This window comes from Luteococcus sp., from assembly GCF_043424415.1.
In the GTDB taxonomy this organism is placed as follows: domain Bacteria; phylum Actinomycetota; class Actinomycetes; order Propionibacteriales; family Propionibacteriaceae; genus Luteococcus.
The window spans coordinates 1-13,681 of sequence record NZ_JBHWOO010000099.1 but is presented as its reverse complement, the minus strand read 5'-3'; the positions used below and the strand labels follow the sequence as shown (position 1 = coordinate 13,681).

Below are 13,681 nucleotides of genomic sequence, written 5' to 3'. Positions count from 1 at the left end.
ACGAGGCCCCCGCGAGAATGTCGCGGGGGCCTTGCCCATGCCTGAGGGGGTCTGGGGGGGTCGCCCCCTCACTCCCATTCAATCGTGCCCGGCGGCTTGCTGGTCACGTCGACCACGACGCGGTTGACCTCGCGAACCTCATTGGTGATCCGGGTGCTCATCTGTTCGAGCAGGTCATAGGGCAGACGTCCCCAGTCGGCGGTCATCGCGTCCTCGCTGGTGACGGGGCGCAGCACGATCGGGTGGCCGTAGGTGCGGCCGTCGCCCTGCACGCCGACCGAGCGGACGTCGGCCAGCAGCACGACGGGGAACTGCCAGATGTCGCGGTCCAGGCCGGCCTTGGTGAGCTCCTCGCGGGCGATCGCGTCGGCCCGGCGCAGGATCGCCAGGCGCTCCTCGTCGACCGCACCGATGATGCGGATCGCCAGGCCGGGGCCGGGGAAGGGCTGGCGCCAGACCATCGACTCGGGCAGTCCCAGCTCGGCGCCGACGGCGCGCACCTCGTCCTTGAACAGGGTGCGCAGCGGCTCGATCAGGCTGAACTGCAGGTCGTCGGGCAGGCCGCCGACGTTGTGGTGGCTCTTGATGTTGCTGGCGCCCTCGCCGCCGCCCGACTCCACGACGTCGGGGTACAGGGTGCCCTGCACCAGGAACTCGATGTCCTTGTCGTCATTGAGCTTGCGGGCGGTGGCCTCGAAGGTGCGGATGAACTCGCGGCCGATGATCTTGCGCTTGGTCTCCGGGTCGGTGACACCGGCCAGGTGGCCCAGGAAGCGTTCGCGCTCATCGGCCACGACCAGGTCCACCCCGGTGATCTCAACGAAGCCCTTCTTCACCTGCTCGGCCTCGCCCTCACGCAGCAGGCCGTGGTCGACGAAGACGCAGGTGAGCTGGTCGCCGATGGCGCGCTGCACCAGGGCGGCCGCGACGGCGGAGTCGACGCCACCGGACAGGGCGCACATGACGCGCTTGTCGCCGACCTGCTCGCGGATCAGCTCGACCTGCTCCTCGACGATGTTGGCGCTGGTCCAGTCGGCCTTGAGTCCGGCGATCTCGAACAGGAAGCGCTCGAGGATGGCCTGGCCCTGCTCGGAATGCATCACCTCGGGATGCCACTGGACGCCGGCCAGGCGGGCGTCGACGTTCTCGAAGGCCGCGACGGGGGCGCCGGCGGTGTGGGCGAGGGCGGTGAAGCCCTCGGGGGCATGCGAGACGGAGTCGCCGTGGCTCATCCAGATGTTCATGGTGCTGGGCATTGCCCGCAGCAGGCAGCCGGGTTCGGTGACGGCAACCGGGGTGCGACCGAACTCGCTCAGTCCGGTGCGGGCGACGGTGCCGCCCAGGGCATTGGCCATGGCCTGGAAGCCGTAGCAGATGCCGAAGGCGGGGACGCCGGCGGTGAACAGCGCCGGGTCCACCTGAGGGGCGCCCTCGGCGTAGACCGACTGCGGACCACCGGACAGGATGATGGCGGCGGGCTTCTTCGCGAGCACCTGTTCCACCGTCGCGGTGTGCGGCATGATCTCGGAGTAGACCTTGGCCTCACGGACCCGTCGGGCGATGAGCTGGGCGTACTGTGCGCCGAAGTCGATGACGACGACGAGGTCGTGCTGTTGTGCAGGTGCTTGGGCCATGGGCTGATTCTAGGGAGTCCGCGGCCCGGCGGGAAACCGGGCACCGACGGCTCGCCTGGTCAATCGTCCCGAAAACGTGGACGAGGCGGGAAGAATTCACCGAGTCATGTTGTTCTAGGGGCATGAACACTTTTGCTGACGTGACCGCCGTCGTGGGCCGCACCCCCCTGGTGAAGATCAACAAGCTCATCGAGGGCGACGCCACTGTCCTGGCCAAGCTCGAGTTCTACAACCCCGCCAACTCGGTCAAGGACCGCATCGGCGTCGCCATCGTCGACGCCGCCGAGGCCTCCGGTGAGCTGAAGCCGGGCGGCACCATCGTCGAGGGCACCAGTGGCAACACCGGCATCGCCCTGGCCATGGTCGGCGCTGCCCGCGGCTACAAGGTGGTGCTGTGCATGCCCGAGACGATGAGCCTCGAGCGTCGCGCCCTGCTGCGCGCCTACGGCGCCGAGCTGGTGCTCACCCCGGGTGCCGAGGGCATGAAGGGTGCCGTCGCCAAGGCCGAGGAGATCGCCAAGGAGCGCGGAGGCGTGCAGGCCCGTCAGTTCGCCAACCAGGCCAACTACGAGATCCACAAGACCACCACCGGTCCCGAGGTCTGGGCCGACACCGACGGCCAGGTCGACGCCTTCGTCGCCGGCGTCGGCACCGGCGGCACCATCTCGGGTGCCGGCGAGTACCTGCGCTCCCAGAAGGCCGAGGTCAAGCTCTTCGCCGTCGAGCCCGCCGAGAGCCCGCTGCTGACCGAGGGCACCGCGGGCCCGCACAAGATCCAGGGCCTGGGCGCCAACTTCGTGCCCGAGATCCTGAACCGCGACATCATCGACGAGGTCCTCGACGTCAAGGGCGAGGAGGCCATCGAGATGGCCCGTCGCGCCGCCAAGGAGGAGGGCCTGCTGGTGGGCATCTCGTCCGGTGCCGCCCTGGTGGCTGCCAAGGCCATCGCCGAGCGCCCCGAGATGGCCGGCAAGACCATCGTCGTCGTGCTGCCCGACTTCGGCGAGCGCTACCTGTCGACCGTGCTGTACTCCGACCTGATGAACTGACAGGCACCTGCTGAACCGAGCGGGACCTGCTGAACCGAGCGGGGCCTGCCGCACCTGGCCGAGGGCCCTCCCCCTGTGGGGAGGGCCCTCGGCTTTGGATTTCCACGAGGCTTCCGTCCCGTCAGCACAAGAACTAACCTTGTGGTAACCACATCCGCGAGCCGGCGTGCACCGACGCACCCGATGGAGGACAACCATGGCCACCGAGACCTTCCGCAACCCGGAACTGCCCATCGAGCAGAGGGTCGACGACCTTCTCGCCCGCCTGGACCTGGAACAGAAGGCCGGGCAGGTGAGCCAGTTCTTCTACTTCGGCAACCCGGAGGCCGCACAGGCCAATTCCGACAATGACGTCGACGAGGTGGAGCAGGCCATCATCGACGGACGTGCCGGGTCAGTGCTCTTCGTGCGTGACGTCGAGACCGCCAACCGCCTGCAGCAGCTGGCCGTCGAGCGCTCACCCTTCGGCATCCCGCTGCTCTTCGGCTTCGACGTCATCCACGGCTTCCGCACCGTGATGCCGACCCCGCTGGCGGTCGCCGCCTCCTTCAACCCCGAGCTGGCCGAGGCCGCCCAGCGGGTCGCTGCCCGCGAGGCCCGGTCCGTCGGCCTGCACTGGACCTTCGCACCCATGGTCGACATCGCCCGCGACCCCCGCTGGGGCCGCATCATCGAGGGCGCCGGCGAGGACCCCTGCCTGGGTGCCGCCATGGCCGCGGCGCAGGTGCGCGGTTTCCAGGGGCAGACCACCGAGGGCCGCTTCGGCCCCGAGTCGGTGCTGGCCAGCCCCAAGCACCTGGCCGGCTACGGCGCCGCCACCGGCGGGCGTGACTACGAGGACTCCGACATCTCCGACGCGGAGCTGTGGAATGTCCACCTGCCGCCCTTCCGGGCCGCGGTCGAGGCCGGCGCCGCGACGGTGATGAGCGCCTACATGGACCTCAACGGCGTTCCCGCCAGCGGCAACCGGTGGCTGCTCACCAAGGTGCTGCGCGGCGAGATGGGCTTCGAGGGCTTCGTCGTCTCCGACGCGAATGCCGTGCGTTCCCTGGCCACACAGCACTTCGCCAAGGACCTCCAGGACGCCGCCGCGCGAGCCCTGCATGCCGGGCTCGACATGGAGATGACCATGGCCGATCCCGCCTACTCCCGCCTGCCGCAGGCGATCGTCGATGGCCGGGTGAGCGAGGCCGAACTCGACCAGGCGGTGCGCCGGGTGCTGACCGCCAAGTTCCGGGTGGGCCTGTTCGACCAGCCCTACGCCGACGCCTCCCGCACCCAGGCGGTGCTGTCGGCACCCGAGCACCGGGAGGTGGCCCGCCAGGCCGCCGAGGAGTCCCTGGTGCTGCTCAGGAATGGCGGCCTGCTGCCGCTGGACGCCTCCTCGCTCAAGAGCGTGGCCGTCGTGGGACAGCTGGCCGACAGTGCCCGCGACACCCTCGGGCCGTGGATCTTCGACTTCGACCTCGACGAGACCGTCACCATCCTCGACGGGCTGCGGGCCCGGCTCGGCGACGGGATCGAGGTGCGCCACGAGCCCGGCGCCTGCATCCCCGACCGGCTGCAGCCCTCGATGTTCGACGCGATGGAGCCCGAACCCGCCGTCACCGGCCCCGACTACGACGACGACGCGGCCATCGAGCGTGCCGTCGCCCTGGCCGAGGCGGCCGACGTGGTGGTGGTCGTCAGCGGCCAGCGCCAGAACCAGATCGGCGAGCGGGCCTCGGTGAGCCACCTCGACCTTCCCGGTCGGCATCTGGAGCAGTTGCAGCGCCTGGCGGCCACGGGCACCCCGGTGGTGCTGGTGCTGGTCAGCGGCCGCCCGCTCGACCTGCGCTGGGCCGACGAGCACCTGCCCGCGATCCTGCAGGCTTGGTACCCGGGCAGCCGTGGCGGTGAAGCCGTCGCCCGTGCGCTCGTCGGGGACGTCTCCCCCGCCGGCCGCCTGCCCTTCACGTGGGTGCGCAGCGTCGGACAGGTGCCGATGTCGCTCTCGCACTACACGACCTTCCAGCCCGAGTTCGCGCACGAGCGCTACTGGGACGAGGAGTCCACGCCGCTGTACCCCTTCGGGCACGGTCTGTCCTATGCGAGCTTTGACTATTCCGACCTGCGGGTGGAGCCCGCCCGGGTGCCCCTGGGTGGGACCGCGACGGTGCACGTCACAATCACCAACACCTCGGACCGGGAGGCCGACGAGGTGGCCCAGCTCTACCTCCACCAGCGGTACGGCACCTCGACCCGTCCCGTGCGCGAGTTGAAGGGCTTCCAGCGCGTCACGCTGGCCGGGGGCGAGAGCACCGAACTCAGCTTCGAGCTCGGCCCCGACGAGCTGCGCCACTGGAGCGCCGTCACCCGCGACTGGGTGCAGGATGCGTCGACCTTCGACGTCTGGGTGGGTGGCAGCTCCGCGGCCGACCTGCATGCCAGCTTCGAAGTGCAGTAGGCCCGGCGCCGTCGCGCACGAACCTTGTGGGCCTTGTGCGTTGATACCAACGCACACAAGGACCGCAAGAGGTTCAGTGTGCTGCTGGAGACCTCGACAGCCCCTCAGCCCTGCTCGCGGGCGATCTTCTCGTGGTGGCGGACCACCTCGGTGACGATGAAGGTGAGGAACTGCTCCGCGAACTCGGGGTCGAGCTGGGCGTCGACGGCCAGGGCGCGCAGGCGCTCGATCTGGCGCTTCTCGCGCTGCGGGTCGGCCGGGGGAAGCCCCTTGGTGGCCTTCAGCTCCCCCACCCGCTGGGTCACCTTGAAGCGCTCGGCCAGCAGGTGCACCAGCGCGGCATCGAGGTTGTCGATGCTGGAGCGCAGCCGCAGGAGCTCGGGATCGGGCGCATCGGTGCTGGTGGCCTCAGTCATGGTGCAACCCTAACCAGACGAGAGGCCCCGTCCCACAGCATGGGACGGGGCCTAGCGGTGCACGGCGTGGTCAGCGCACGACCAGCTCGATGCGCTGGAACTGCTTGACGTCGGTGTAGCCACAGGAGGCCAGCGAGCGACGAAGCGCCCCCACCAGGTTCATGGTGCCGTCGGGAATGTGCGACGGCCCCACCAGCACCTCCTCGAAGGTGCCCACGGTCTCGAAGTGCACGCGCTCACCGCGGGGCAGGCTGGCATGCCAGGCCTCGGCACCCCAGTGCCATCCCTTGCCGGGGGCCTCCGTCGCGCGGGCCAGGGGCGCGCCGACCATTACGGCATCGGCACCGCAGGCGATGGCCTGGGCGATGTCACCCGAGCGGCCCACCGAGCCGTCGGCGAGCAGGCTGACATAGCGTCCGCCCGACTCGTCCATGTAGTCGCGACGGGCCTCGGCCACGTCGGCGATCGCGGAGGCCATCGGCACCTCGATGCCCAACACGTCGCGCTGGGCATGGGCGGCACCGCCGCCGAAGCCAACCAGCACGCCGGCGGCACCGGCGCGCATCAGGTGCAGGGCGCCCTGGTAGGTGGCGCAGCCGCCCACCAGCACCGGCACCTCCAGGGTGCGGATGAAGCGCTTGAGGTCCAGCGGCTCCTCGGCCTGGCTGACGTGCTCCGCCGAGACGGTGGTGCCGCGGATGACGAAGAAGTCGACGCCCGCCTTCTCGACCACGCCGGAGAACTCACGCGCATTCGCGGGGCTCAGCGAGCCGGCGACGGGGACGTCGGCCTCGCGGATCTCGCGCATCCGCTCGGTGATCAGCTCCGCCTTGATCGGCTCGGCGTAGATCTGCTGCATGAAGCGGGTGGCCTGCACCTGGTCGGTGATGGCATTCAGCTCGTCGAACAGCGGCTGGGGATCCTCGTAGCGGGTCCACAGGCCCTCGAGGTTCAGCACGCCGAGACCGCCCAGGCGGCCCATCTGGATGGCGGTGGCGGGGCTCATCACCGAGTCCATTGGCGCGCCGATGATCGGGAAGTCGAAGCTCAGGGCGTCGATCTTCCAGGTGAGGTCCACCATGTCCAGCCCGCGGGTACGGCGGGTGGGCACCATCGAGATGTCGTCGAAGCCATAGGCCCGGGTGGCGCGCTTGCTGCGACCGAAGTCGTACATGTTGATCCTTCGTCGGATGGGGCGCGTCAGCGCGAGTAGTTGGGGGCGTCGGCGATGTTGGCCACGTCGTGCGGGTGCGACTCCTTGAGCCCGGCCGGGGTGATCCGCACGAAGCGGCCACGGTCATGGAGCTCGTCGAGGTTGCGGGCACCGACGTAGAACATCGACTGGTGCAGGCCACCGACCAGCTGGTGCACCACCTGGCCGACGGGTCCGCGGTAGAGGACCTGGCCCTCGATGCCCTCGGGGATCAGCTGGTCGTCGCTGGTGACGTCGGCCTGGAAGTAGCGGTCCTTGGAATAGGACTTCTTCCCGCGGCTGCTCATCGCACCCAGCGAGCCCATGCCGCGGTACTGCTTGTACTGCTTGCCGGCGATGAAGACGGTCTCGCCGGGGCTCTCCTCGCACCCGGCCAGCAGCGAGCCCACCATCACGGTGGACGCGCCGGCCACCAGTGCCTTGGCAATGTCGCCCGAGTACTGCAGGCCGCCGTCGGCGATCACCGGCACGCCGGCGGGGCGGCAGGCCTGGGCTGCCTCGTAGACGGCCGTGACCTGCGGGACGCCGACACCGGCGACCACACGGGTGGTGCAGATCGAGCCGGGCCCCACGCCCACCTTGACGGCGTCGACGCCGGCATCGACCAGCGCCTGGGCGCCACCGCGCGTGGCGACATTACCGCCGATGATCTGAACGTGCTGGGTGGCCGGGTCGCCCTTGAGGCGACGGATCATGTCGAGCAGCAGGCGTGCGTGGCCGTGGGCGGTGTCGACCACCAGCACGTCGACACCGGCCTCGATCAGGGTGGTGGCGCGCTCCCACGAGTCCCCGAAATAGCCCACCGCGGCGCCCACCATCAGGCGGCCATGGGAGTCCTTGGAGGCGTCGGGGTACTGCTCGGACTTCACGAAGTCCTTGACGGTGATCAGGCCGGTGAGGCGGTTCTCGCCGTCGACCAGCGGCAGGCGCTCACGCTTGTTCTGGCGCAGCAGCGCGGTGGCCTCCTCATTGGTGATGTCGTCACGGCCGGTGAACAGGGGCTGCGAGGTCATCACATCGCGCACCTTGGTGGTGGCCCACTGGTCGACGGGGGTGAAGCGCAGGTCGCGGTTGGTGCAGATTCCCAGCAGGTGGTTCTCCTCGTCGACCACGGGCAGGCCCGAGATGCGGTACTGGCCGCACAGCTGGTCGAGCTCCTCCAGCGTCGCGTCGGGGCCGATGGTGACGGGGTTGGTGATGCGTCCGGTCTGGGTCCGCTTGACCAGGTCCACCTGGTAGGCCTGGTCTGCGATCGACAGGTTACGGTGCAGGATGCCCAGGCCTCCCTGACGGGCCATGGCGATCGCCATCCGGCTCTCGGTGACGGTGTCCATCGCGGCGCTGATCAGCGGCAGGTGGATCCGCAGGCCGCGGGTCAGCTGGGCGGTGGTGTCCACCTCGGAGGGGATGACGTCGGTCTCGCCGGGCAGCAGCAGGACGTCGTCATAGGTCAGGCCCAGGGGAAGGAACTTGTCGGGGACACCGGACCCGGTCAGGTCACTGAAATCGGCACTGGACACTACAGACCACCTCTTCGCGCTTGGGAGTGGACCCATCCTATCCAGGCCGACGGACACTTCCGCCGGGTCGCCTTGGGGCAGTCGCACGCCCGGGCCACGGTAACGGTCGGACTTGGCCCGCAGGTCGTCCAGCAGGTCGGTCATCAACTGGTTGTGGGCGGTCAGGTACACCCAACGGTGCACCGGCGGCTTCACCGACGACGCGGTGATCCGCCACAGCCGGGTCGCTCCCGGCGCGCTTCCCGGCATCGGCCTGGAGGGCAAGGCAGAGTTCCACGGCATCCTGGGCGAGCTGCACCAGTAGTGATCCGCCACCGTCCAACACAGGGCGATGGCCGCCCTCCAAATGAAGGACGGCCATCGTGTGTTCTGTTCTGCTCAGGCGGGCTGGCTCAGCCGCGCTGGGCCTTGCCCTGGCGAGCCACCTCGACCAGCTGCTCGAACAGCGGGTGCGAGGCATCCAGCCCGGTCAGCTCGGTCACCGCAGCCTCGGGGGTGTTGGCGGCGAGGATCTCGCCCACCTTCACCGACTCGGCATCCTCGGCGACGTCGAAGAGCATGGCGCCCAGCATGGCCTGCTGCAAGGCCTTCGACTCCATGCCGCGCTCGGCCAGCTCGGCGGCGGGGCCGACGAAACGCTCGTGGCGCGAGAGCTTGCGCAGCGGGGAACGCCCCACCCGGGTGGTGGTGTCGGGAAGGTCCTTGTTGGCGAAACGCTTGAGGATCTTGGTGACGTAGGCCTCCTGCACCTCGGGCTCGAAGCCGTACTTGGCCACCAGCAGCGCCTTGGTCTCCTGCAGCACCGCGTACACCTTGGCCTTGAGCTCCTCATCGGCCAGGACGTCGGAGATCTTCTCGATGCCGGCCTCGGTGCCGAAGTAGGCGGTGGCGGCATGGCCGGTGTTCACCGTGAACAGCTTGCGCTCGATGTAGGGCGCCAGCGACTCGACGAAGGTCGCGCCGGGGATCGACGGCAGGTTGCCGCCGAAGGCCGGCTCCTCGATCGCCCACTCGAAATAGGGCTCCACGTTGACGTCCAGACCCATGCCCTCGGGCTGGTTGGGGACGATGCGGTCGACGGCGGTGTTGGCGAAGATCGCCTTGGACTCGATCTCCTGGCGGCCTCCAGAGTCGGCCGACACGTCCCCCGGCTGGTCGTCCAGGATGAAGACCTTGAGGTTGTCGGTGGCGTTGATCGCGTTCTCACAGGCCATCACCACGATCTTCGGCGCATCGGCGCTGCGGGCGTCGATACCGGCGCGGATCGCGGGCGCGATGAACTTGAGGATGTTCGGGCCCACGGCGCAGGTGACGACATCGGCCTCGGCGATCGCCTGGGTCAGCGCCTCGGACTCGGTGTTGGAGTTGAGGGCCTTGAAGCCACCGATGACGTGGTCCTGGCCTCCCTCACCCACCTCGTGCACCGTGTAGCTGTCGGCGGCCTTGAGCTGGTTGATCAGCGCCTCCGAGACGTCGGCGAAGGTCAGCTCGTAGCCGCCCTCGTCGAGCAGGAGGCCGACGAATCCGCGACCGATGTTGCCCGCACCGAAGTGCACGGCCTTCTTGGTGGTCATGCATTCACCTTTCCGAGGATCGCGACGACCTCGTCGGCCGAGGTGGCCTTCTCGAGGGCATCGACCGACTCATTGTTGGAGAAGATCTTGGCGAGCTTGCCCAGGATCTGCAGGTGCTCCTTGTTCTTGCCCGCGATGCCGACGACGAACTTGACCTCCTTGCCATTCCAGTCCAGCGGCTGGTCGAGGCGGATGAAGCTCATCGCGGAGCTCAAGATGTGTTCCTTGGCATCGTTGGTACCGTGCGGGATGGCCAGGAAGTTGCCCATGTAGGTGCTGACCGTCTCCTCACGCCTGTGCATCGCATCGACATAGGCGTCGTCGACGGCACCACGGGCCACGAGCAGCTGCCCGGCCTGGGTGATCGCGTCGCCCTTGTCGAGGGCCTTCGCGCCGAGCTTGATGCTCTCGTGGGCCAGGATCTCGGCGCCGGGCGCGGTCTGGGCCGGAGCCTCCTCGACGGCGGCGGGCGCGGCGGCCACCGGGGCGGCCTGGCCGGCGCCGGAGCGCTGGGTGCGGATCATCTCCACGACCTCCTCGTAGCGAGGCGAGTTCATGAAGTTGTCCACGGTCAGCAGCGTGGCCGAGGGCACCTTGGGGGCCGCGCGGGTGGCCAGGGTCTCCTGGGTGACGACGATGTCGTAGTCGTCGGTCAGGTTGGCGATGGCGGCATTGGTGACCTTGATGTCGCCGTAGCCGGCCTCCTTGATCTTGTTGCGCAGCACCGAGGCGCCCATCGCGGAGGAACCCATGCCGGCATCGCAGGCGAAGACGATGTTCTTGATCTCGCCCTTGGGCGCGGCGGTAGTGCCGGCCAGGTTGCCGGCGACCGAGGACTTCTTGCCCTTCATGGCCTCCATCTCGGCGGTGGCCTTGGACAGGTCGCCGTCGGACTTGTCGGTCTTGAGAATGGCGGCAGCCACCAGGAAGGAGACGATTGTGGCCAGAAGGATCGACAGGAGGATCTTGAGCAGGTCACCCTTGGCCGACATCGCGCCGATGGCCAGGATCGAGCCGGGGGCGGCGGCCGAAACCAGACCCGTCTTCAGCAGCATGTTGGTGGCGACGCCGGTGGCACCGCCGGCGATGGTCGCCAGCACGAGGGCAGGCTTCATCAGCACGTAGGGGAAGTAGATCTCGTGGATGCCACCGAAGAAGTGGATCAGGGCGGCACCCGGAGACGAGGCCTTGGCGGCACCCTTTCCGAAGAGCATGAAGGCGAGCAGGACGCCGAGGCCCGGACCGGGGTTGGCCTCGAGCAGGAAGAGCATCGACTTGCCCGCGGTTGCCACTTCGGAGGCACCCAGCGGTGTCAGCACGCCATGGTTGATGGCGTTGTTGAGGAACATGACCTTGGCCGGCTCGATGAAGAGCGAGGTCAGGGGCAGCAGGTTGTTGCGCACCAGGACACCCACGACATTGGTCAGGATCGTCATCAGGCCGTGCACGAGGGGGCTGACCGCGAAGAGGCCGAAGATGGCCAGGATGGCACCCCAGATGCCGGCCGAGAAGTTGTTGACCAGCATCTCGAAGCCGGCCTTCACCTTGCCGTCCCAGAGCTGGTCCAGCTTCTTCATGGTCCAGCCGCCCAGCGGGCCCATGACCATGGCGCCGATGAACATGGGGTATCCGGGCACGCCGACGATCACGCCAACCGTCGCGATGGCGCCGATGACACCGCCGCGGGTGTTGTTGTCATAGGCCATCTTGCCGCCCTGGAAGGCGATCAGGAGGGGCAGCAGGTAGTTGATCATCGGGCCGACCAGGCCACCATTGGGCGTCTCGACGCCGCGAATGATGCTGGTGCCGAAGCCGCCGATCTGGCCGACCGGGAAGAAGCCCTTCTCGATGAACAGAGCGGTGATCAGACCCCAGGCGATCAGGGCGCCGATGTTGGGCATGACCATGCCCGAGAGGAAGGTGCCGAAGCGCTGGACGCCGGCCTGGGCCGACTTCGTCCGCGAGACGGGAGCAGTTGTGGACATTGCGTCCCTTTCGAAGAGGCGCGGTGCGCCGTGGTTGCTTCACGATCTGGACGTCGCATCCTGCAGCTCCTGGGCAGCACCACTTTTCCAAGGCATGGGAACGTTCCAGATTTGCCAAGCGTAGGCCATCACCGCTCTGGCGCCACAGAAGCGGGCCAAAACGCCCGGAGGGGTTCCCACGTGGTGCCGTGGGAACCCCTCCGGGTGTTCAAGGGGAGCTCGCTCCCCCCATCAGCTCAGTGCTGGTGACCGCCCTGCGCGTCCTCGTCCTCGGGCTTGTCCACCACGAGGGTCTCGGTGGTGAGCAGCAGCGAGGCGATCGAGGCGGCATTGGCCAGCGCGGAGCGCGTGACCTTGACCGGGTCGATGACGCCGGCCTCGATGAGGTTGACGTACTCGCCGGTGCGGCCGTTGTAGCCGTTGCCGGGCTCCAGCTCGGCCACCTTGCTGACGATGACGTAGCCGGGCTCGCCACCGTTCTCGGCGATCCAGCGCAGCGGCTCGACGACGGCCTTCTTCACGGTCAGGACGCCGACCTTCTCGTCACCCTCGAGGCCCAGACCGCCCTCGAGGACCTTGGAGGCGTGCACCAGGGCGGAGCCGCCGCCGGCGACGATGCCCTCCTCGATCGCGGCGCGCGTCGCGGAGACAGCGTCCTCGATGCGGTGCTTGGTCTCCTTGAGCTCCACCTCGGTGGCAGCACCGACGCGGATCACGCAGACGCCACCGGCCAGCTTGGCGACGCGCTCCTGCAGCTTCTCGCGGTCCCAGTCGGAGTCGGAGCGCTCGATCTCGGCGTGCAGCTGGGCCACGCGGCCCTGCACCTCGTCGGCCTCGCCGGCGCCGTCGACGATGGTGGTGTTGTCCTTGGTGACCAGGACGCGCTTGGCGCGGCCCAGCACCTCCAGTCCCACCTGGTCGAGCTTGAGGCCGACCTCGGGAGCGACGACCTGGCCGCCGGTGAGGATCGCAATGTCCTCGAGCATGGCCTTGCGGCGGTCACCGAAGGCCGGGGCCTTGACGGCAACGCTGGTGAAGGTGCCGCGGATCTTGTTGACCACGAGGGTGCTCAGCGCCTCGCCGTCGACGTCCTCGGCCACGATGAACAGCGTGCCCTTGGCCTCGATGACCTTCTCCAGCAGGGGAAGCAGGTCGTTCATCGAGGAGATCTTGCCCGAGTGGATCAGGATGTAGGGGTCGTCGAGGACGGCCTCCATCCGGTCGGCGTCGGTGACGAAGTAGGGGCTCAGGTAGCCCTTGTCGAACTGCATGCCCTCGGTGAAGTCGAGCTCGGTGCCGAAGGTCTGCGACTCGTCGACGGTGATGACGCCGTCCTTGCCGACCTTGTCGAAGGCGTCGGCGATGAGCTTGCCGATGACCTCGTCGCGGGAGCTGATGGTGGCCACGGCCGCCATGTCCTCGGTGGTCTCGATCGGCTTGGCGACCTTCTTCAGCTCGGCCTCGACGGCCGCGACGGCCTTGTCGATGCCACGCTTGAGCCCGACGGGGTTGGAGCCGGAGGCGACGGCCTTGAGCCCCTCGTGGACCAGGGCCTGGGCCAGCACGGTCGCGGTGGTGGTTCCGTCACCGGCGACGTCATTGGTCTTGGTGGCGACCTCCTTGGCGAGCTGGGCGCCGAGGTTCTCGTAGGGGTCGGAGAGCTCCACCTCACGGGCGACGGTCACGCCGTCGTTGGTAATGGTGGGGGCGCCGAACTTCTTGTCGAGGACCACGTAGCGGCCCTTCGGGCCGAGGGTCACCTTGACGGTGTTGGCGAGGACGTCGACGCCACGCTCGAGCGAGCGGCGGGCCTCCTCGTCGAACTGCAGGATCTTGGGCATTCA

The 13,681-nt window shown here is 68.5% G+C and carries 10 protein-coding genes; 3 read left to right on the top strand and 7 right to left on the bottom strand.

Features of this window, described 5'->3' with window-relative positions; genetic code table 11:
• Positions 1 to 68: 68 nt before the first annotated feature.
• Positions 69 to 1,634: a glutamine-hydrolyzing GMP synthase gene (guaA, locus tag ACHFFZ_RS05850; protein ID WP_394275722.1), complete on the bottom strand. Its 1,566-nt coding sequence runs from the start codon at positions 1,632 to 1,634 to the stop codon at positions 69 to 71.
• 122 nt (positions 1,635 to 1,756) lie between these two features.
• Here guaA and cysK point away from each other — a divergent pair, with 122 nt between their 5' ends.
• Both cysK and ACHFFZ_RS05840 read left to right on the top strand, forming a co-directional pair.
• Positions 1,757 to 2,683, top strand: coding sequence for a cysteine synthase A (gene cysK, locus ACHFFZ_RS05845; RefSeq protein WP_394275721.1), 927 nt, complete (start codon positions 1,757 to 1,759; stop codon positions 2,681 to 2,683).
• Positions 2,684 to 2,879: 196 nt separating this feature from the next.
• A complete protein-coding gene (locus ACHFFZ_RS05840) occupies positions 2,880 to 5,129 on the top strand; it encodes a glycoside hydrolase family 3 N-terminal domain-containing protein (protein ID WP_394275720.1) in 2,250 nt (749 codons plus the stop codon).
• A 104-nt stretch (positions 5,130 to 5,233) separates the two neighbouring features.
• On the opposite strand, the gene ACHFFZ_RS05835 is transcribed toward ACHFFZ_RS05840, so the two are convergent.
• The 3 genes from ACHFFZ_RS05835 to guaB all read right to left on the bottom strand — a co-directional run bounded on the left by ACHFFZ_RS05835 (position 5,234) and on the right by guaB (position 8,278).
• Positions 5,234 to 5,545 (bottom strand): chorismate mutase, encoded by a 312-nt coding sequence (locus ACHFFZ_RS05835; protein ID WP_394275719.1) that lies wholly within the window; start codon positions 5,543 to 5,545, stop codon positions 5,234 to 5,236.
• A gap of 70 nt (positions 5,546 to 5,615) precedes the next feature.
• Positions 5,616 to 6,719, bottom strand: coding sequence for a GuaB3 family IMP dehydrogenase-related protein (locus tag ACHFFZ_RS05830; protein ID WP_394275718.1), 1,104 nt, complete (start codon positions 6,717 to 6,719; stop codon positions 5,616 to 5,618).
• A gap of 26 nt (positions 6,720 to 6,745) precedes the next feature.
• A complete protein-coding gene (gene guaB, locus ACHFFZ_RS05825) occupies positions 6,746 to 8,278 on the bottom strand; it encodes an IMP dehydrogenase (protein WP_394275717.1) in 1,533 nt (510 codons plus the stop codon).
• A gap of 112 nt (positions 8,279 to 8,390) precedes the next feature.
• Between guaB and ACHFFZ_RS05820 the strand changes: the two genes are divergently transcribed.
• Positions 8,391 to 8,582, top strand: a complete 192-nt coding sequence (locus ACHFFZ_RS05820; RefSeq protein ID WP_394275716.1) for a hypothetical protein — start codon at positions 8,391 to 8,393, stop codon at positions 8,580 to 8,582.
• An 88-nt stretch (positions 8,583 to 8,670) separates the two neighbouring features.
• On the opposite strand, the gene ACHFFZ_RS05815 is transcribed toward ACHFFZ_RS05820, so the two are convergent.
• The 3 genes from ACHFFZ_RS05815 to groL all read right to left on the bottom strand — a co-directional run bounded on the left by ACHFFZ_RS05815 (position 8,671) and on the right by groL (position 13,678).
• On the bottom strand, positions 8,671 to 9,852 hold the full coding sequence (locus tag ACHFFZ_RS05815; protein ID WP_394275715.1) for a mannitol-1-phosphate 5-dehydrogenase: 1,182 nt from the start codon (positions 9,850 to 9,852) through the stop codon (positions 8,671 to 8,673).
• Positions 9,849 to 11,837 (bottom strand): PTS mannitol transporter subunit IICBA, encoded by a 1,989-nt coding sequence (locus tag ACHFFZ_RS05810; RefSeq protein WP_394275714.1) that lies wholly within the window; start codon positions 11,835 to 11,837, stop codon positions 9,849 to 9,851. The genes ACHFFZ_RS05815 and ACHFFZ_RS05810 overlap by 4 nt, the downstream gene beginning before the upstream one ends.
• 236 nt (positions 11,838 to 12,073) lie before the next feature.
• Positions 12,074 to 13,678 (bottom strand): chaperonin GroEL, encoded by a 1,605-nt coding sequence (gene groL, locus ACHFFZ_RS05805; protein ID WP_394275740.1) that lies wholly within the window; start codon positions 13,676 to 13,678, stop codon positions 12,074 to 12,076.
• Positions 13,679 to 13,681: the final 3 nt, after the last annotated feature.